General features: G+C 68.4%; 16 protein-coding genes. 3 read left to right on the top strand and 13 right to left on the bottom strand.

Features of this window, described 5'->3' with window-relative positions:
* Positions 1-116 precede the first annotated feature (116 nt).
* Both WJ12_RS07115 and galU read left to right on the top strand, forming a co-directional pair.
* On the top strand, positions 117-2984 hold the full coding sequence (locus tag WJ12_RS07115) for a valine--tRNA ligase (RefSeq protein WP_034191168.1): 2868 nt from the start codon (positions 117-119) through the stop codon (positions 2982-2984).
* 87 nt (positions 2985-3071) lie between these two features.
* On the top strand, positions 3072-3953 hold the full coding sequence (gene galU / locus WJ12_RS07110) for a UTP--glucose-1-phosphate uridylyltransferase GalU (protein ID WP_034191169.1): 882 nt from the start codon (positions 3072-3074) through the stop codon (positions 3951-3953).
* Positions 3954-4005: 52 nt separating this feature from the next.
* On the opposite strand, the gene WJ12_RS07105 is transcribed toward galU, so the two are convergent.
* From WJ12_RS07105 to WJ12_RS07075, 7 genes are all read right to left on the bottom strand, one after another.
* Positions 4006-4620 carry a DUF4136 domain-containing protein gene (locus tag WJ12_RS07105; RefSeq protein WP_059556984.1) on the bottom strand — a complete coding sequence of 205 codons (615 nt, stop codon included), beginning with the start codon at positions 4618-4620 and terminating at the stop codon, positions 4006-4008.
* Between the two features lie 37 nt (positions 4621-4657).
* Positions 4658-7045, bottom strand: a complete 2388-nt coding sequence (locus WJ12_RS07100) for a CHASE2 domain-containing protein (RefSeq protein ID WP_034191171.1) — start codon at positions 7043-7045, stop codon at positions 4658-4660.
* Positions 7046-7055: 10 nt separating this feature from the next.
* Complete coding sequence (locus WJ12_RS07095) at positions 7056-8417, bottom strand: FecR family protein (protein ID WP_059556985.1); 1362 nt, start codon at positions 8415-8417, stop codon at positions 7056-7058.
* Positions 8414-9118: a response regulator transcription factor gene (locus WJ12_RS07090; RefSeq protein ID WP_006490421.1), complete on the bottom strand. Its 705-nt coding sequence runs from the start codon at positions 9116-9118 to the stop codon at positions 8414-8416. The genes WJ12_RS07095 and WJ12_RS07090 overlap by 4 nt, the downstream gene beginning before the upstream one ends.
* A 267-nt stretch (positions 9119-9385) precedes the next feature.
* The gene (locus WJ12_RS07085; RefSeq protein WP_034191173.1) at positions 9386-9820 is read right to left on the bottom strand and encodes a hypothetical protein; all 435 of its coding nucleotides are present in this window, start codon (positions 9818-9820) and stop codon (positions 9386-9388) included.
* A gap of 187 nt (positions 9821-10007) precedes the next feature.
* The gene (locus WJ12_RS07080) at positions 10008-10235 is read right to left on the bottom strand and encodes a sulfurtransferase TusA family protein (RefSeq protein WP_006402122.1); all 228 of its coding nucleotides are present in this window, start codon (positions 10233-10235) and stop codon (positions 10008-10010) included.
* Positions 10236-10352: 117 nt separating this feature from the next.
* On the bottom strand, positions 10353-11288 hold the full coding sequence (locus WJ12_RS07075) for a LysR family transcriptional regulator (RefSeq protein WP_034191174.1): 936 nt from the start codon (positions 11286-11288) through the stop codon (positions 10353-10355).
* Between the two features lie 109 nt (positions 11289-11397).
* Between WJ12_RS07075 and WJ12_RS07070 the strand changes: the two genes are divergently transcribed.
* The gene (locus WJ12_RS07070) at positions 11398-12918 is read left to right on the top strand and encodes a CoA-acylating methylmalonate-semialdehyde dehydrogenase (protein WP_059556986.1); all 1521 of its coding nucleotides are present in this window, start codon (positions 11398-11400) and stop codon (positions 12916-12918) included.
* Positions 12919-12975: 57 nt separating this feature from the next.
* On the opposite strand, the gene WJ12_RS07065 is transcribed toward WJ12_RS07070, so the two are convergent.
* From WJ12_RS07065 to WJ12_RS07040, 6 genes are all read right to left on the bottom strand, one after another.
* Positions 12976-13860: a MurR/RpiR family transcriptional regulator gene (locus WJ12_RS07065; protein ID WP_034191176.1), complete on the bottom strand. Its 885-nt coding sequence runs from the start codon at positions 13858-13860 to the stop codon at positions 12976-12978.
* A 287-nt stretch (positions 13861-14147) separates the two neighbouring features.
* Entirely contained in the window at positions 14148-15320 is a 1173-nt protein-coding gene (locus tag WJ12_RS07060; RefSeq protein WP_049036399.1) for a Gfo/Idh/MocA family protein, read from the bottom strand.
* Positions 15321-15352: 32 nt separating this feature from the next.
* Positions 15353-16279 carry a TIM barrel protein gene (locus WJ12_RS07055; protein WP_034191178.1) on the bottom strand — a complete coding sequence of 309 codons (927 nt, stop codon included), beginning with the start codon at positions 16277-16279 and terminating at the stop codon, positions 15353-15355.
* A 29-nt stretch (positions 16280-16308) separates the two neighbouring features.
* Positions 16309-17322, bottom strand: coding sequence for a bifunctional inositol 2-dehydrogenase/D-chiro-inositol 1-dehydrogenase (gene iolG / locus WJ12_RS07050; protein ID WP_034191179.1), 1014 nt, complete (start codon positions 17320-17322; stop codon positions 16309-16311).
* 59 nt (positions 17323-17381) lie between these two features.
* Positions 17382-18293 carry a sugar phosphate isomerase/epimerase family protein gene (locus tag WJ12_RS07045; RefSeq protein ID WP_059556987.1) on the bottom strand — a complete coding sequence of 304 codons (912 nt, stop codon included), beginning with the start codon at positions 18291-18293 and terminating at the stop codon, positions 17382-17384.
* Between the two features lie 43 nt (positions 18294-18336).
* The gene (locus WJ12_RS07040; protein WP_034191181.1) at positions 18337-19362 is read right to left on the bottom strand and encodes an ABC transporter permease; all 1026 of its coding nucleotides are present in this window, start codon (positions 19360-19362) and stop codon (positions 18337-18339) included.
* Between the last annotated feature and the right edge of the window lie 21 nt (positions 19363-19383).

Raw genomic sequence — 19383 nt, 5'->3', positions numbered from 1 at the left:
GTGGCGGGCCCGTCGCGACGGGCCCGTGCGGGCAAGGCGATGGCTGGGCGATGGGCATCCATTTATAATTGTCGGATTCGGCATCCAATTCACGCATTTTTCGGCAGATTTCCAACATGAGCGACAACACGCTTGCGAAGAGCTTCGAGCCCCATACCATCGAGTCCCAATGGGGGCCGGAGTGGGAGAAACGCGGTTATGCCGCCCCGGCATTCGATCCGTCCCGCCCCGATTTCGCGATCCAGTTGCCGCCGCCGAACGTGACGGGCACGCTGCACATGGGCCACGCGTTCAACCAGACGATCATGGACGGCCTCGCCCGCTACCACCGGATGCTCGGCGAGAACACGCTGTGGGTGCCCGGCACCGACCACGCGGGGATCGCCACGCAGATCGTCGTCGAGCGCCAGCTCGACGCGCAGGGCGTCTCGCGCCACGATCTCGGCCGCGAGCAGTTCGTCGAGCGCGTGTGGGAATGGAAGGAAAAATCCGGTTCGACGATCACGGGCCAGGTGCGCCGCCTCGGCGCGTCGACCGACTGGTCGCGCGAGTACTTCACGATGGACGACAAGATGTCGGCCGCCGTGCGCGACGTGTTCGTCACGCTCTACGAACAGGGCCTGATCTACCGCGGCAAGCGCCTCGTCAACTGGGATCCGGTGCTGCTCACCGCCGTGTCGGATCTCGAAGTCGCGAGCGAAGAGGAAAACGGCCACCTGTGGCACATCCGCTACCCGCTCGTCGACGGCTCGGGCTCGCTGACGGTCGCCACCACGCGCCCCGAGACGATGCTCGGCGACGTCGCGCTGATGGTCCATCCGGAAGACGAGCGTTATGCGCACCTGATCGGCAAGCTCGTCACGCTGCCGCTGACGGGCCGCGAGATCCCGGTGATCGCCGACGACTACGTCGACCGCGCGTTCGGCACGGGCGTCGTGAAGGTCACGCCCGCGCACGATTTCAACGACTACCAGGTCGGCCTGCGCCACCACCTCGCGCCGATCGAGATCCTGACGCTCGACGCGAAGATCAACGACAACGGCCCCGAGCAGTATCGCGGCCTCGACCGCTTCGACGCGCGCAAGGCGATCGTCGCGGACCTCGACGCGCAGGGCTTCCTCGATTCCGTGAAGCCGCACAAGCTGATGGTGCCGCGCGGCGACCGCACGGGCGTCGTGATCGAGCCGATGCTGACCGACCAGTGGTTCGTCGCGATGACGAAGCCGGCGCCGGAAGGCACGTTCAACCCGGGCAAGTCGATCACCGAAACGTCGCTTGACGTGGTGCGCAACGGCCAGATCAAGTTCGTGCCGGAAAACTGGACGACCACCTACTACCAGTGGCTCGAGAACATCCAGGACTGGTGCATCTCGCGCCAGCTGTGGTGGGGCCACCAGATTCCCGCGTGGTACGGCGAGAACGGCGAGGTGTTCGTCGCGCGCAACGAGGAAGAAGCGCGCGCGCAGGCCGCCGCGAAGGGTTATGCGGGCGCGCTGAAGCGCGACGAGGACGTGCTCGACACGTGGTTCTCGTCGGCGCTCGTGCCGTTCTCGTCGCTCGGCTGGCCGAACGAAACGCCCGAACTGCAGCACTTCCTGCCGTCGTCGGTGCTCGTCACGGGCTTCGACATCATCTTCTTCTGGGTCGCCCGGATGGTGATGATGACCACGCACTTCACCGGCAAGGTGCCGTTCCATACCGTCTACGTGCACGGCCTCGTGCGCGACGCGGAAGGCCAGAAGATGTCGAAGAGCAAGGGCAACACGCTCGACCCGATCGACATCGTCGACGGCATCGACCTCGAGACGCTGGTCGCGAAGCGCACGACGGGCCTGATGAACCCGAAGCAGGCCGCGACGATCGAGAAGAAGACCCGCAAGGAGTTCCCGGACGGCATCGCCGCGTTCGGCACCGACGCGCTGCGCTTCACGATGGCGTCGATGGCCACGCTCGGCCGCAACGTGAACTTCGACCTCGCGCGCTGCGAAGGCTACCGCAACTTCTGCAACAAGCTGTGGAACGCGACGCGCTTCGTGCTGATGAACTGCGAAGGCCACGACTGCGGCACCGACAAGCCGGAAGTGTGCGGCGCGGGCGACTGCGGCCCCGGCGGCTACCTCGACTTCTCGGCGGCCGACCGCTGGATCGTGTCGCTGCTGCAGCGTACCGAGGCCGACATCGCGAAGGGTTTCGCCGATTACCGCTTCGACAACATCGCCAGCAGCATCTACAAGTTCGTGTGGGACGAGTACTGCGACTGGTATCTCGAACTCGCGAAGGTGCAGATCCAGAACGGCACGCCGGAACAGCAGCGCGCGACGCGCCGCACGCTGCTGCGCGTGCTGGAAACGGTGCTGCGCCTCGCGCACCCGGTCATCCCGTTCATCACCGAGGCGCTCTGGCAGAAGGTCGCGCCGCTCGCCGGCCGTTATCCGCAGGGCAAGGCCGAGGGCGAAGCGTCGCTGATGACGCAGGCGTATCCGCTGGCGAACCTGCAGAAGATCGACGAGGCGTCCGAGCAATGGGCGGCCGACCTGAAGGCGATCGTCGACGCCTGCCGCAACCTGCGCGGCGAGATGAACCTGTCGCCGGCGACCAAGGTGCCGCTGCTGGCTGCCGGCGACGCCGAACGCCTGCGCTCGTTCGCGCCGTACGTCCAGGCGCTCGCGCGCCTGTCGGACGTGCAGATCCTCGCGGACGAAGCGACGCTCGACAAGGAAGCGCACGGCGCCCCGATCGCGATCGTCGGCCCGAACAAGCTGGTGCTGAAGGTGGAAATCGACGTCGCGGCCGAACGCGAGCGCCTGTCGAAGGAAATCGCGCGCCTGACGGGCGAGATCGCGAAGTGCAACGCGAAGCTCGGCAACGAGGCCTTCGTCGCGAAAGCGCCGCCGGCCGTGGTCGAACAGGAGCAGAAGCGGGTCGCGGAATTCCAGAGCACGCTCGAAAAGCTGCGCGCGCAGCTCGATCGGTTGCCTGCGTAACAAACGGTAAGGTCGTTTGCGTTCACTATAATGCGAACGTGAACATAAGCCGTCTGACAAGTCGATTACAGGAATAAAGGTTCGATCATGTTGAAAGTCACCAAGGCAGTATTCCCCGTCGCCGGCCTCGGCACGCGGTTCCTGCCGGCAACGAAGGCGAGCCCGAAGGAAATGCTGCCGGTTGTCGACAAGCCGCTGATCCAGTACGCGGTGGAGGAAGCGATCGCCGCGGGCATCACCGAGATGATCTTCGTCACCGGACGCAGCAAGCGCGCGATCGAGGATCACTTCGACAAGTCGTACGAGGTCGAGGCCGAACTCGAGGCGCGCGGCAAGGAAAAGCTGCTCGAGCTCGTGCGCAGCATCAAGCCGAGCCATGTCGACTGCTTCTACGTGCGCCAGCCGGAAGCGCTCGGTCTGGGCCACGCGGTGCTGTGCGCGGAGAAGCTGGTCGCGGACAACCCGTTCGCGGTGATCCTGGCCGACGACCTGCTCGACGGCAACCCGCCGGTGATGAAGCAGATGGTCGACGTGTTCGACCACTATCACAGCTCGGTGATCGGCGTGGAAGAGATCCCGCCGTCGGAAACGAAGTCGTACGGCATCGTCGACGGCAAGGAGTGGGAAGAGTCGATCGTCAAGATGTCGGCGATCGTCGAGAAGCCGGCGCCGGAAGTCGCGCCGTCGAACCTCGGCGTGGTCGGCCGCTACATCCTGAAGCCGCGGATCTTCGAGCACCTGCGCGCGCTGAAGCCGGGCGCGGGCGGCGAACTGCAGCTCACCGACGCGATCCAGGCGTTGCTCGCCGACGAACAGGTGCTGGCCTACAAGTACCAGGGCACGCGCTACGACTGCGGCAGCAAGCTCGGCTACCTGAAGGCGACGGTCGAATTCGCGCTGCGCCACCCGGAAGTCGGCACCGAGTTCGACGCGTACTTGCGCACGCGCGGCATGCAACCGGCCGCCTGACCGCGGCAAGGGCTCGCCACGGCGAGCCCGCCCTCACCTCGCCGGCCGGCGCTCAGCGCGTGTCGGCAGGCTTCACCGAGACGACGCCCGGCATCCCGCCCGCGTCGTCTTTTTTCGTCTTGACGAGCCAGCCGCTGGCGTCGTCGAACGGCAGCTTCGCCAGCGCGCTCTTCACGAGCGCCGGCGCGGCCTGCTGCGTGCCGGGATCGCGATCGCGCAGCGCGGCCGATACACGGTACACGTCGGCCCCCGAGCGCGCGTCGACGAAACGCAGCGTGAGCACGTGGCGATACACGGTGCCCATGAACGGCAGCGCGAACGGCGCCGGCCCGTCGACCGTCACGCACGCGCTGCTCGCGGCACCGCACCGGTCGGCGATTGCCGCGACCGACGCCGGCTGCGTCGCGTACGCGATCGACAGCCGGTAGCGCGCGTCCTTGAGCGGCCGCGCATCGAAGCCGCGGCGCGCGAGTTCGTCGCGCACGAGCGTCTCGATCTGCCGGTATTCGGTGTCGCCCGCCTGCGCGGCCGTCCGCATGAAATCGTAGCCGTGCGCACCGGATGCAAACGCGTTCGGCTGCCCGACCGTACTCACGCCGCTCGTCACGCCGGCGCAACCCGTCAACAGCGACGCCGCCAGTGCGGTCGCTGCCCATTCCTTTCTCATGGCTTTCCCCAAATACCTGCCGTCGTGCCCGGCCCTGTCAGGCGGACGGCTCGTCGATCGCGGGCAGCGACACCGTCACCGCGGTGCCGACACCCACTTCGCTGTCGACCGACACGCTGCCCCCATGGCGCGTGACGACCGTCTTCACGAACGCCATGCCGAGCCCGGAACCCGAGATCTCGGGCCGCTCGCCGGCATGGAATCGCTTGAAACGCTCGAACAGATGCCGCTGATCTTCCGGCGCAATGCCGTACCCCTGATCGCGAATCGTACAGAACATCCGCTTCGATGCGTGCTCGACCGTCAGCGTACACGTGATTACGGTGTCGGACGGACTGTATTTGACCGCGTTGTTCAGCAGGTTCACGAAGGCGCGCGTGATCAGCGAGCGGTCGGCGCGCACCCAGCACATGTCGGTGCCGACCTCGGTGTCGATGCGGATGTGCTTCGCCTGCGCCTGCGGCCACACCTCGTCGCTCGCGTCGATCAGCACGTCGACGAGACTCGTCACCTCGAACTGGTACGCCTGCGACTCGGCGCGCGCCAACTGCACGAACTCGTCGGCGAGCGACAGCGCGCGGTGCGCATAACGCTCGATCCGCGCGAGCAGCCCGCGCATCGCGTCACTGTCGACGCGGTCGCGCTCGATCTCGACGAGCGCGAGGATCGACGCCTGCGGCGAGCGCATGTCGTGCGACAGCAGGTGCAGCGCTTCCTCGCGATGCCGCTCGGCCGCGTGCAGCTCGGTCACGTCGACGAGGCCGGCGATCCAGCCCGTCACGCGGCCCTGCGCGTTCGTACAGGCCGCGTAGCGCAACAGATGGTCGAGGCCGTCGCGATCGCGCACCTCGATGCCGCGCGCCATCGCGTCATGCTCGGCCTCGAGCGTCGGGTCGAGCGCGGCCGGCCAGTGCTCGCGGATCGCCGCGTCGTGCTCGGCGTTGCCGTCGACGGTCTTCATGAAGGTCAGCTCGCCGAGCGCGGTGCGCAGCGGCCGCCCTTCCGGCAGCGGCAGCGACAACCGCGACCCGTAGCGCTTCGCCGCGTGGTTCGCGATCAGCACGGTGCCGGCGAGGTCGGTCACGAAGATCGGCTCGGGCATGCTGTCGAGGCTGTCCCACACGAAGCGCTTCATGTCCTGCACACGCTGCGCGGCCTGCGCCATCAGCGCCATCTGCCGCTCGAGCACGTCGCCGCCGACGCTGCGCGTGCGCGGCGCCTCGGGCAGCAGGTGCGGCTCGTCGGCGAGCCGCTGCAGCTCGCGGCGCAGGTACGACATCGTCATTTCCAGGCGCCGCCAGTTCCAGATCGGGTAGACGGCGATCAGCCCGAAGATCGCCGGCGCCGGCGTCAGCCAGATGCGCGCCTCGAACAGCAGCGCCAGGCTCGCGACCGCGGCAAGCGCGGCGAGACTCATCGTCAGCAACAGCGCGCGCCACGGCGACAGCATCAGGAAACCGCCGAGCAGCGCGGCGAGCGGCAGCAGCGACGCGGCGAACAACCCCACGCGCGACGCGGGCGAGATCGCACTGCCGGTCGCCAGCATGTCGAGCACGTTCGCATGGATGTACACACCGGCCAGCGGGCCGAACTCGCCGGACACGGGTGTCGCGAAGCGGTCGTACAGCCCGGACGCCGTCACGCCGACGACGACGATCTTGCCGCGCAGCGCATCGGGTTTCACGCGCCCTTCGAGCACGTCGTCGAACGACAGCGTCGGATACGCCGGCGTGTTGCGGCTGAACGGGATCAGATAGCGGCCCTCGCCGGCCGCATCGCGCGACAGGTCGTGCGCGTTCGCGCCCGGCACGCCGCCGACCGGATGCAGCCGGCCGGCCTGGATCGCGCGGTACACGGGCACCATCAGTTGCGGCCAGCGCACGCGGCCGTCGCTTTCGAACAGCGCCACGCTGCGCACGATGCCGTCGCGATCGACTTCGAGATTGATGTGACCGAGCCCCGTCGCGCGCGCCGCGAGCGCGGCGACCGGCGGATCGACGCTGCGCGTGCCGTCCGCTTGCTCCGGGCTCAGCAGCACGGGCAGGAAGGTCGGCACGCGGCTCATCGCGTCCGCGAACGCGCGATCCTCCGGCGACGGTTCGGTGAACAGCACGTCGTAGACGACGGCGGCCGGCTGCGCGCGCGCCAGCGTGTCGAGCAGCCGCGCATGCACGTTGCGCGACCACGGCCAGCGGCCGAGCGCGGACACGCTCTGGTTGTCGATGTCGACGACGACGACGTCGGGCGACAACGGCAGGCTGCGCAGCATCAGCATCCGGTCGTAGATCAGCCCGTCGACGCTCGACGACAGGCGGCCGAGCGCGCACGCGAGGATCACCGCGATCCCGAGGCAGCCGATCGCGATCCATTCGATGAGGAAGCGGCGGCCGAGGCGCCGCCGCGGGGACACGGAATCGGGTTTCATGCGCCGCGGGTCAGCGCGACAACGTGAACGCGCTGACCGGACTGGTCTTCTCGTAGAACTTGCCGCCTTCGAACTCCTCGACGGTCACGGCCCAGAAATAGTCGCCCGGCGGCAGATGCGCGACGGTGAGCTGGCGCGCCTGCAGGCCGACCTGGTCGACGACCGGCGCGCTCAGGTCCTTCGAGCGCGACAGCACGAACCGGTAGCGCGCATCCTTGCCCGAACCGTTCGGCGACCAGCGGAACGCGTAGCCGCCGGCACCGGGCGCCGCGCTCGCGTCGAGCCCCATCACGCGACGCTCGAACGCATAGGTGCGCGGCAGCCCCTCGAGGCCGTTCGCATCGATCGCGGCGATCCGCAGGAAGTAGTTGCCGTTCGGCACGTCGCGAAACACCGCGCGCGGCGCATCGGTGCGCGTTTCGCGGAACAGGTCGAGCAACCCCGCGTCATGCGCGAGCTGGACGTGGTAGCCGCGTGCCTGCGCGAGCGGCGCGACGTCGAACGTGACGTCGGGCTCGTCCTGCACCTTGTCCGGATGCGCGAGCGCGGGCGGGGCCAGCAGCTCGACGGGCGCCCCGACCGCGCCGGACGCCGTCGACACGCTGCCGAAATTCGCGTGCACGAGCGTCGCGTCGGCCGCCTGCCGGTGACCCGCGACGCCGACGGTGCCGTCGAGCACTTCGACACGCGTCGACGCATTGCCGGCCGCGTCGTAGTTCACGCGAAAACGCGTGCCGCGCACACCGGCCACGACGGACGGCGAGCGGATCTGGAAGCGGTCGTCGCGTTTCTTCAAATGGGTGACTTCGCTGTCGACCGAGCCGCGCGTGAGTTCGAACTCGCGATCGAGCGTGCCGGTCAGCACGGTGCGGCGCAGCGACTTCAGGTCGAGCTGGCTGTCGGGCGGCAGGCTCATGTGCGTACCATCGGCCAGCTCGATCGTCACGAAACCGTTCGGGCCCGTGCGCACGCGGTCGCCTTCCGCGAGCGTCGCGTCGTTTGCAAGCGCCGTGAAAGCGCCGCCGGACGCGCGTTCGGCCGTGCCCTGCACCGCGATCACGCGTGCGGTCAGCTTTTCCTTGCGCAGGCGCGCGACCGGCAGCTTCAGCGCGACGCCGGGCTGCAGGTGCTTCGGCGCGGGCACGCCGTTGATCTGCTGGAGCAGTTGCCAGTCGTCCGCGCCCTGCAGATAGCGCGCGGCGACGTCGTACAGCGTGTCGCCCGCCTGCGTGCGGTATACGACCGTCTTGCCCGCAGCGGCGGGCGGCTGCGCCGCCGCGTGCTGCGCGGCGAACGCACACGCGACCGCACAGGCCGCGCGCAGCGCCGCCGTGCGCAGGGTCGCCGTGCGCTGCGTGATTCCCGTCATCACTCCGGTTCTCCCTGGCCGACCCGTTCGAGCCGGTAGCCGTAGCCGTAGATCGGCGCGAGGCGATAGCCGTTCTCGGGCCGCAGGCCGAGCTTGGTGCGCAGCATCGAGATGTGCGTGTCCATCGTGCGCGACGGGATGTCGGTCGCCTGCTTCCACACGAGATCGAGGATGTGCGCGCGCGACAGCGGCCGGTCGAGGTGCTGGAACAGCAGCAGCGCGAGCTCGAATTCCTTCTGCGTGAGGCTCACGGCCTTGTCGCCGACATACGCCTGCTTCAGGTTCACGTCGAAACGGAACTGATCGAACTCGCGGACGGTGGCCTCGGCGTTGACCGGATACGCGCGGCGCAGCAGCGAGCCGATGCGCGCGCGCAGGATCGGGCCGGACACGGGCTTGACCACGTAGTCGTCGGCGCCGGCGTTGAGGATCTGCGTGATCCCCGCCTCGTCGTCGCGGCTCGTCATGAAGATGATCGGCAGGCTGTGCTCGGTCTGGTTCGCACGCACCCACTTGAGCACTTCCTCGCCGGACATGTCGGGCACGTTCCAGTCGAGCACCAGCAGATCGAACGTCTCGCGCTGCAGGCGCTTCTTCAGGGCCTTGCCTTCCTTGAACGCGTAGCATGTGTGGCCAACGGCCGTCAGCGTTTGACTGACGAAATCCGTCTGGGCCGGATCGTCATCCAGTACAGCAATTCTCATAGCACCCCGCAAATCGAAATCGATTCGTCCATTCAACTCCCGCGCCTACCCCGGCCGCGCACCACGTGCGCGGCGTCCGGATATCGGCCGGCGAGCCGTCGTTGGCCGTTCGCGCCGCCTGGGCAAACCGGCGACCCCGGTCAAATATCTCAAAAACGGGGCACGGACGAACCGGCGATTTCATCATAGTAGTATGAAATTCGCCAAGAAATTGCGCGGACTACCGTCCTTTCTTCGAATAATCCTTCCGGTCGCGCAATCGGACGCCTAATCCGCGCCCGCGATGCCGGTCACCGGCTGGGCAACATCGTCGGCCGGCGCGCGTGGCGACGGCCGTTCGGACAGCGGCGGTTGAACCAGCATCCGCTGCAGCTGGCCGCGCACGCGCTCCCACGCAGCCGCTGCGTAGTCGGGCTGGGCTGCCGCCCACGCCTGCGCCACATCGAACACGCGCTCGATCGTCGCACCGCAGTAGGTCAGGCCCGCGCCGTCGTCCTGCGCGGCATCGCGCAGCCGTTCGTCGAGCCACTCGGCCAGCCACGGCATCTCGGCCGCGGCCGAATCCGCATAAGCCTCCAGCGCGGCGCGCGCATGGCGATCCTGACGCGGATCGAGCTCGATCCGGCTCAATTCCGACGCGCGTGCGGGCGCCATGCATTCCGCTCCGGACGGACTTCGAAGGGTCCCTGGTCTGAAGGACATGTCCTCTCCCCGTTGTACGACGGTAGCGTCAGGCAAGGCCCCCGTGCCCGCCTTGCGACGTACCGTGGCCGGCGCGTCGCTGGGAGCGGACGACCGGCCGGGTCAGTATACGCAGCCCGTCACGCAACGAGGTTTAAGAATTGTCAGAGAGGCCCGGCCGGCGCGGCGGCACGGGCGAGGCGGGCCGTCAGCGGCGGCGCATCAGGAAAACGAAGGTCTTGTCCTGCGTCGTCGATTCGACGATCTCGTTGCCCGTCTGCTTCGCGAACGCGGCGAAATCGCGCTGCGAGCCCGGGTCGGTCGCGAGCACCTTGAGGATCTGCCCGCTTTCCATATCGGCGAGCGCTTTCTTGGCACGCAGGATCGGCAACGGGCAATTGAGCCCGCGCGCGTCCACTTCCTTGTGAATCTGCATCGGATGTCGACCTTCGAATGACGCGCCACAGGCGGCGCGGGAGGAAGCCGCGATTTTACCGCAGCGCCGCCGCGCCTGCCCGCCCCGCCCGCGGCGCGACGCGCGCGGGTGCCAGGCTCACGCGCCCGCGAAGCCGCCCGCGAGCCGTTCGCGCAGGTGCCGCACGAGCGCGCGCACCGCGCTCGGCACGACCGGGCTGTACGGCCGGATCGCGAAGATGTGGTCGCCGAACGCGCCCGAGGGCCGCCAGCCGTCGAGCAGCGCGACGAGCCGGCCGGCGTCGAGATCGCGCCGCGCGCTGAAATCCGGCAGCAGCGCGATGCCGAGCCCGCCGAGCGCGGCCTCGCGCATCGCCTCGCTGTTGTTCGCCGCGAAACTGCCGCGCACGGGCACGCTCACGCGCTCGCGCCGCCGGCCGTGCAGCTCGAAGCTCCACGCGGCCGGCTCGTGGTCGCGCAGGTAGCACAGGCAGCTGTGGTCGACGAGTTCGTTCGGATGGCGCGGCGCGCCGCGCGCATCGAGATAGTCGCGGCTCGCGACCAGCAGCGAGCGCGTGTCGCACAGCTTCCACGCGACGTGGGTCTGCGGCGCGGTGGTCGTATGGCGAATCGCGAGATCGAAACCCTCCTGCGTCAGCGAATGCAGCCGATCCGACAGGTCGAGCTCGATCTGCACGCCCGGATGCTGCCGCAGGAAATCGGGCAGGTGCGGCACGACCTGCTGGCGCCCGAGCGCGACCGGCACCGTCAGGCGCAGCAGGCCGCGCGGCTCGCCGGCCAAGTCCTTCACGCGCGCGAAGTGCTGCCCGATCGACTCGAACGCATCGCGCGTGCTGTCGACGAGCGTCTGGCCCGCATCGGTGAGCCGCACGCTGCGCGTCGTGCGGCGCACGAGCGGCACGCCGGCCGCCTTTTCGAGATCGGCGATGCGCTGGCTCATCGCGGCCTTGCTGATGCCGAGCCGCTGCGCGGCCGCCGTGAAACTGCCGGCCGCGGCCAGCACCGTCAGCGAATGGATGTGCGGCCAGAGCGCCTGGACATTTTGCTGATTCATTCGCCGATTATTCAGAATTCTGAACAGTGAATCAAGTTTCGCGGCCTTCTCCCGCCCTGCCGGTTTCCCTAGACTGGGCCCTGTTCCCCCCTCATCCCCAGGAGACACGATGAATCCGGTTCCCGCCTACACGTCCGACGCCGACGTCGGCCACTATGTCGACGGCGCGCCCGCGGCCGGCCGCAGCGGCCGCTTCCAAGACGTCCTCAATCCGTCGCTCGGCCGCGCGGTGCGCCGCGTCGCGCTCGCCGACACCAGCGAAGTGCAGCGGGCCGTCGCGTCGGCCCATGCCGCGTTCCCGGCCTGGGCCGCGACGCCGCCGATCCGCCGCGCACGCGTGCTGCACCGCTTCCTGCAGCTGATGAACGAACACCGCGACACGCTCGCGGCGATCATCACGGCCGAGCACGGCAAAGTGTTCTCCGACGCGCAGGGCGAAGTCGCGCGCGGCATCGACATCATCGAATTCGCGTGCGGCGTGCCGCAACTGCTGAAGGGCGACTTCACCGACCAGGTCAGCACCGGCATCGACAACTGGACGATGCGCCAGCCGCTCGGCGTCGTCGCGGGCATCACGCCGTTCAACTTCCCGTGCATGGTGCCGTGCTGGATGTTCCCGGTCGCGATCGCGACGGGCAACACGTTCGTGCTGAAGCCGAGCGAGCGCGACCCGTCGGCCGCGCTGTTCATCGCCGACCTGCTCACGCAGGCCGGGCTGCCGGCCGGCGTGTTCAACGTCGTGCAGGGCGACAAGGGCGCGGTCGACGCGCTGCTCGACCACCCCGACGTGCAGGCCGTCAGCTTCGTCGGCTCGACGCCGATCGCGGCCTACGTCCAGCAGCGCGCGGTGCAGTCCGGCAAACGCGTGCAGGCGCTCGGCGGCGCGAAGAACCATCTGGTCGTGATGCCCGATGCGAACCTCGAGCAGGCCGTCGACGCGCTGATCGGCGCCGCGTACGGCTCGGCCGGCGAGCGTTGCATGGCGATCAGCATCGCAGTGCTGGTCGGCGACGTGGCCGACCGGATCGTGCCGGCCATCGCCGAGCGCGCCCGCAAGCTGGTGATCGGCGACGGCATGTCGCCGGAAGTCGAGATGGGGCCGATCGTCACCGGCGAGGCGCTGAAGCGCATCGAGGGTTATATCGAGCAAGGCGTGAACGAAGGCGCGCAACTGGTGGTCGACGGCCGCGGGCTGCGCGTGCCGGGCCGCGAGTCAGGCTTCTTCACCGGCGGCACGCTGTTCGATCACGTAACGCCCGGCATGCGGATCTACAAGGAAGAAATCTTCGGGCCCGTGCTCGGCTGCGTGCGCGTGAAGGATTTCGGCGAAGCGGTCGACCTGATCAATGCGCACGAGTTCGGCAACGGCGTGTCGTGCTTCACGAGCGACGGCGGCATCGCGCGCGAATTCGCGCAGCGCATCCAGGTCGGCATGGTCGGCATCAACGTGCCGATCCCGGTGCCGATGGCGTGGCACGGCTTCGGCGGCTGGAAAAAGAGCCTGTTCGGCGACATGCACGCGTACGGCGAGGAAGGCGTGCGCTTCTACACGCGCCAGAAATCGGTGATGCAGCGCTGGTCGTCGAGCATCGGCAAGGGCGCCGAATTCGCGATGCCGACCGCGAAGTAAGCCGGCCGGCGCGCCGCCCGCCGATCGAGATCGCGGGCGGTGCGCCGCCGCAACACGTCAGCCGGCCTTGGTGCCGTGCGCGCCGTCGGCGGTCGGCCGGTACGACAGCTCGAGCCGGTACGCGAGCGCGACGAACAGGCTCTGCGCGAGACCCATCGTGGCCGTCAGCGCACGAAAACCGAACGTCTCGCTGTCCTGCACCATCAGCGTCACCTCGGCCTCCCGCGCAAGCGGGCTCATCCGGCTGTCGGTGATCGCGATCACGCGCGCGCCGCGCTGCACGGCCTGCTGCGCGACCTGGACGGTTTCCTCCGCATACGGCATGAACGAGATCACGATCATCACGTCGCCCGCGCGCACCGAGCGGATCTGCCCGAGATGCATGCTGCCGAGCGCGCTGAAGAGGCCGATGCGCTTGTCGGTGTGCTGCAGCGCGTAGTCGAGATACACGGCGATCGGAAACGCGCGCCGCGAGCCGGCAATCCAGATCGCCTGCGTATCGGCGAGCAGGTCGACGGCCTGCGCGAGCGCCCGAGAATCGAGCGTCTGCCGCAATTGCTGCATGCCCGCGATGCTGCCCTTGATGAATTCGTCGGCGATCTGTTCGGGCTGCAGGCTCGACGAGCCCGCTTCGATCACGTCGCGCAGCCGCAGGTTGTACGCACGCCCGGGCGCGATCTGCTGCGCGAGCCCTTCGCGGAACAGCCGCTGCATCTCGGAGAAGCCGGAGAAGCCGAAGTGCTTCGCAAAGCGGACGACGGCCGACGGCTGGACGCCGCACGCCTCCGCGAGCGACTGGATGCCTTCCAGGCCCAGCTGGTCCCGGTGCGTTTCCACGTGGCGCGCGATCACCTTCAGGCGATTGCTGAGGCCGTCGTACTCCTGCGTCAGATGCTGCAGGAACTGCTCGACGGTGGCGGGAGGTTTCTCGGATGAACTCATCGGATAGCGCGAAGTTGACGGCCCCGATGCGCGCGCGATGCTGGCGGACGCGGCCCGGAACTCACCTGGATACATGCATGAAGGGCGAATTTAATCACGTTTGCGGCACGGCCCGCGCCGCACGCTCGCTCCCACGCGCTCGATCATCACTTGCACACGCTCCACGGCAAGGCTGGAAGCGATTGTCCAACGCGCTCGCGGCGTCGTAAAGATTAGGGCGTGTACCGAGTACCGGGGCCGGCCGCCGGTGCGCACGTGACGCAGCCCGCGCGGCCGGCCCGCCCCGCTCACCGATAGTCGACCCACACGCCGCCCGCGTCGGCGGAGCGCACGCAGTGCTCGACCCAGCGTACGCCCTCGACGCCGGCGTGAACGTCCGGATAACGGATCTGCTTCAACGCGTCGGCGTCGCCGCGATCGGCCGCGTCCATCGCACGCGCGAACCGCGCGTAGAGATTCGACCATGCCTCGAACAGCCCTTCCGGATGCCCGGCGCCGATGCGGTCCTCGTGCAGCGCCTGCGGATGCAGGTAGCCCATCCCGCGATCGAGCACCTGCGCGGGCTGGCCCTGCACTTCGTAGCGCAACTGGTTCGGATGCTCGTCCCACCATTCGATGCTCGCCTTCGAGCCGATCACGCGCACCTTCTGGCCGTGCATCGAGCCGGCGTTCACCGCGCTCGACCACACGTAGCCGACCGCGCCGGTGTCGTACTCCATGATCGTGAACGCGTTGTCCTCGAGCGGCGCGCGGGTCTTCACGAAGCTCTGCCGCGAACACATCAGCCGCCGGATCTTCAGTTCCGGCGCCATCACCTCGGAGATATACAGCGGATGCGTGCCGATGTCGCCGAGCACGTAGCTCGGGCCCGCGAACTTCGGGTCGACGCGCCAGCGCGCGGCCGCGCTCGCGGCCTCGACGCCTTCGCTGTGGAAGCCGTGCGCGAACTGCATCTGCACGATGCGGATCTCGCCGAGCTCGCCGCGCGCGATCATCTCGCGCGCCTGCTCGATCATCTGGTGTCCCGAGTAGCCGTACGCGACGCCGACGATCCGGTTCTTCTCGACCGACAGCCGCTGCAGCGCCTCGGCCTCCTCGGTCGTGAAGCACAGCGGCTTCTCGCAGACCACGTGCAGCCCCGCGTTCAGCGCGGCGCGACAGATCGCGAAGTGCGTGTTGTTCGGCGTCGCGATCGACACCGCGCGGATGCCGTCCGGGCGCCGCGCCTCGGCGTCGAACATCGTCGCGTAGTCGGGATAGCAGCGCTCGGCCGCGACGCCGAGCTTCACGCCGAACTGGCGGCCGCGTTCGGGATCGAGGTCGAATGCGCCGGCAACCAGCTGGAAGCTGCCGTCGCGCAGCGCGGCCGAGCGGTGGCTGTAGCCGATCTGGCTGCCGAGCCCGCCGCCGACCATGCCCCAGCGAATCGAATGTCCAAGCAGAATCTGTCCGTCAATCATGATGGTGGTGTTCCTGGTGCGGGTTCGGTGGGTCAGGCAAAGCCGGCCGACGCGAGAAACGCGCGGCTCGCGGCGACGTCGCGCAGGCTCGTGCCGGCGTTGCGCGGGTCGCGCTCCTGCTCGATCGTGATGTAACCCGCGTAGCCGATCTCGTCGAGCGCCTGGCGGATCGCGCGGTAATCGAGCACGCCGGTGCCGATCGGGCACATCACGCCGCGTGCGCAGGCGGCGAAGAATGCGATGTGCTCGCCCATCACCGCGTCGTACACGGCCGCGTCGATATCCTTGAAATGCACGTAGTCGAGGCGCGCCGCATGGCGGCGCAGCCAGGTTTCCGGGTCCATGCCCGAGTAATGCAGGTGGCCGGTGTCGAGACACAGGCCGGCCGTCTCGGCCGGAATGTCGGCGACGATCCGGTCGATCTCGTCCGCGAACTCGATGTAGCCGCCCGCATGCGGATGGATCACCGCGCGCACGCCGAACTCGTCGCGCGCGATCGTCGCGATCTGCCGGATATGGTCGACCATCCGCGCCCAGTGCTCGGCGGACAGCCGCGGCGCGCGATCGCCGTGGCCGGCCGCGTAGTCGCGCACTTCGTGGCCCCAGTCGATCACGACCAGGTACGGCGCCGCGTAGCGCTGGCCGTCCTGCGTCGGCAGCCTGGGCAGCCGCGTGATCAGCGCGCAGATGTCGCGCGTCTGGCGCAGCAGGTTCGGCAGGTTCTCCGGCGACACGAGATCGTCGAAGATCGTGCCGGCGGTGATGCTCAGGCGTTGCCGCTCGAGTTCGGCGCTGACCACGTCGAGTTCGAGCGGGATGTAGCCGTACGGCCCAAGCTCGATGCCCGAGTAACCGGCCTGCGCGGCTTCGGCGAGCACGTGCCGCCACGGCGGCAGGTGCGGGTTCTTCACGTCGTCGACGCCCCAGCAGCAGGGCGCGCAGCCAATCTTCATCGTCATGTCGATCGCTCCGTCAGGTCAGCCGCGGGTCAGCCGCGATAGAACGCGGGACGGCCGGCCATCGCGATCGGTTCGACCGCGCCGCTCTTCTGCGCCCGCACGCACGCATCGGCCGCGACCGCCGCCGCGTAGCCGTCCCATGCGGACGGCCCGGTCAGCGCGCCCTGCCGCACGCCGTCGATGAACGCCTGCAGCTCGACGTCGTACGACGCGATGAAGCGCTCCTTCCAGTCGGTCATGATCTCGACCGACCGCCGCGCCGCGTGCTTGAGCCCGACGGCCGGCGGATCGGGCAGCTTCGCGATGCCCTGCTCGCCGACCACTTCGCACTGGATGTCGTAGCCGTACTGGCAGTTCACGAAGATCTCGACGTCGATGCGCACGCCGCTCGCGGTTTCGAGCAGCACGATCTGCGGATCGGCGAGATGCGCGGACGCGTGCCGCGTCTTCTTCGGATAGACGACCTGCGCGCTCGTGTAGTCCTCGCCCAGCAGCCAGCGCAGCACGTCGAGTTCGTGGATCAGCGTGTCGGTGATCGCCATGTCGGTCGTGTAGCGCTCACCGACCGACTGGTTGCGATGCGCGCAATGCAGCATCAGCGGTGCGCCGATCTCGCCGCTGTCGATCACGCGCTTGAGCGCGCGATAGCCTTCGTCATACGGCCGCATGAAGCCGACCTGCACGAGCCGCTTGCCGTGCGCGACCTCGGCTTCGACGATCCGCATGCAGCCGTCGGCCGTGACGGCCAGCGGCTTCTCGCAGAACACCGGCTTGCCGTGCGCGATCGCGTCGAGCACGAACGCTTCGTGCGTCGGCCCCCACGACGTGACGAGCACGGCCTGTACGTCGGCGGCCGCGACCACTTCGTGGCCGTCGCCGTAGATCTCGGCGTCGAGCCCGTACTTCGTCACCGCGTCGCGCGCCTGCTGCGGGTCGATGTCGTTGACGGCCACGACGCGCGCGCCGGACAGCGTGCGGGTCAGTCTGCGGATGTGGTCCTGGCCGATCGCGCCGCAGCCGATCACGCCGATTTGCAAGCTCATCTACAAGTCTCCAGTCGTTCATCAGCGGCGCGGCCCCCGCCGCGCCGGTCGGGAATCGGTCAGCGCGCGCGGCGATCGAAATGGCGATCGACGTAGCGCTGGATCGTGTCGCGCATGTAGCGCGACGAGGCTTCCGCGCGGTCTTCCCACGCGAACACGCACGACGACATCACGCCGTCGAAGCCGGCGGCGCCGAGCGCGCCGAAGAACCCGTCCCAGTCGATCTCGCCCTGCCCGATGTCGAGATGCTGGTGCACGCGGATCTGGTTCGAGCCGGGCGGGTTCACGATGTAGCGCAATTGGCTGCTCTTGCGGTGGTCGAACGTGTCGGCCACGCGCACGTGCGCGAGGATCGGCGCGGCCTGCGCGATCATCGCGGCCATGTCGTCGCCGTAGTAGAACGTGTGCGGCGCGATATACGACAGCTTCAGCGACGACGAACCGAGGTTCGTGACGATGTCGATCGCCGGTTGCAGCTGTTCGATCCAGTCCTCGGGATGCGGCTCGACCGACAGCACGATGCGTTCGCGCTCGAGGACCGGCAGCAGCTCGTCCATCGACCGGAACCACGCGGCTTCGCACAGCTCCTTCGGGTTCGCGCCCGGCCGCTCGCCGACCGAACGCTCGGGCGACGCGCCGCGCCCGAATTCCGACACCATCAGCGGGCATTCCATCTCGAGCGCCACCTCGATCGCCTTGCGCCAGCAGCGCACGGCCCATTGCCGCTCGTCCTCGAACGGGCTCGCCCAGCGGTACATCGGCTGCAGCGACGCGAGCCCGACGCCGCTCGCGCGCATCGCCTGGCGGAACCCGGCCATGCGCGCCCGCGTCGCGCGCGGCATCACCCACCAGTCGAGAAAGTCGCTGCGCGGCGACAGCTCGATCTGGTCGTAACCCAGTTCGGCTACCGCATGCGGCAGCCGGTCGAGCGGCAGGTGGCGAATCATGTACGGGTCGAGTGCGATCTTCATCGGGCGTCCTTCGTGAAGGCGGATGTCGGGCTCACGCGCGCGCTCAGCGGCGCTTCTTCTTGTTGCGGTACTGGTCGGCGATCACGGCCGCGACGATGATCGCGCCCTTCACCATCTCCTGGTAATACGCGTCGATCCGGATGAACGTGAAGCCCGACGTCATCACGCCGAGGATCAGCACGCCGATCACGGTGCCCGTCACGCGGCCGAGGCCGCCCGACAGCGACGTGCCGCCGATCACGACGGCCGCGATCGCATCGAGCTCGTACATCACGCCCATGCCCGACTGGCCGGAGATCGCGCGCGCGGCCGTCACGGTGCCGGCGATCCCGCTCAAGAGGCCCGCGATCGCGTAGACGAACACCAGGTGGCGCGTGACGTTGATGCCCGACACGACGGCCGCGTGACGGTTCGCGCCGATCGCGTAGGTGTACTTGCCGAAGCGCGTGTAGCGCAGCACGACGTGGAAGATCGCCGCGATCACGAGAAAGATGATCACCGGATTGGCACCCGCGCCGATCGCCGCGAACTGATCGGTCAGCATCGACACCGGCATCCCGTTGGTGAACCACTTCGCGAAGCCGCGCGCGGCAACCATCGTGCCGAGCGTCGCGATGAACGGCGGGATGCCCGTCATCGCGATCAGCGTGCCGTTCAGCAGGCCGACCAGCAGCCCGACGCACACGCCGGCCAGCACCGGCCAGATGATCGGCAGGTCGGTGAGGTGCGGAAACACCGCACGCGGGAAGTCGGACACCTGCGCGAGGCTCGCCGACACGACGGCGGCGGCCGCGACGACCGACCCCGACGACAGGTCGATCCCGCTGGTGATGATCACGAGGTTCACGCCGACCGCGATGATGCCGATCACGGCCATCTGCAGCACGATGATCTCGAGCCGCTCGGCGTTGAACAGGAAGCTCTGGCCGACGACGATCCAGCCGACGATCTCGAAGAACAGGCTGATGCCGACCAGCACGAGGAAGATGCTCAGCTCGGGCGGCCACTTCGTGTGCCGCGACTTGAGTGTGATGGTCTGCGCATCCGCGACCGGATTCAGGTTGCCCATTTCAGTTGTCTCCAATCTTGT

The organism is Burkholderia seminalis (assembly GCF_001718535.1).
Taxonomy (GTDB): Bacteria; Pseudomonadota; Gammaproteobacteria; order Burkholderiales; family Burkholderiaceae; genus Burkholderia; species Burkholderia seminalis.
This window is presented reverse-complemented; position numbering and strand designations above follow the sequence as displayed.